Source organism: Vibrio sp. 2130-1, from assembly GCF_033339515.1.
Window position 1 is genome coordinate 1 of sequence record NZ_JAWOUT010000279.1, and the last position, 703, is coordinate 703.

Annotated in this window: 1 protein-coding gene; it reads left to right on the top strand. The window is 48.8% G+C overall.

The window, feature by feature from the left end; translation table 11 throughout:
* Positions 1 to 55: 55 nt before the first annotated feature.
* A partial coding sequence (gene hemW, locus R7Q09_RS25735; RefSeq protein WP_318143890.1) for a radical SAM family heme chaperone HemW occupies positions 56 to 703 on the top strand: 648 nt, incomplete at its 3' end.

The following is a 703-nucleotide window of genomic DNA, read 5'->3' on the forward strand; positions in this document are numbered from 1 at the left end:
ACTGTTTGCTCAGTTATCAGCGCAAACCGCACAGTAAGATCGAGTGAACTTGTCCATGTTAACGCCCCCAGCACTCAGCTTGTATGTACACATCCCATGGTGTGTACAAAAGTGCCCTTATTGCGACTTTAACTCCCATGCGCTTAAAGCGGAGATCCCAGAAGAAGAGTACATCAGTGCCCTTCTAGAAGATCTGGATACCGATATTGATAAGTACCGCTTAAATGACGCACCGCGTCCGCTGCATTCCATCTTCATTGGCGGTGGTACGCCAAGTTTGATTTCTGCAGAAGGCATTGAGCGTTTGCTAAAAGGCATCGAAGCGCGAATTCCATTCAAGCCAGACATTGAAATCACTATGGAAGCAAACCCTGGCACCATCGAAGCAGAGCGTTTCGTGGGTTATCGTAAAGCGGGCGTCACGCGAATTTCCATCGGAGTTCAAAGCTTTGAGCAGGAGAAGTTGGAGCGTCTAGGACGAATTCATGGTCAAGACGAAGCCGTTAATGCAGCGAAACTTGCCCATCAAATTGGTTTGAACAGCTTTAACCTCGACTTAATGCACGGCTTACCCGATCAAAGCATCGAACAAGCGCTAGCCGATTTGGACAAAGCGATTGAGCTCGCACCGCCGCACCTGTCTTGGTATCAGCTCACCATCGAACCAAACACCATGTTCTACTACAAGCCACCGACACTACCA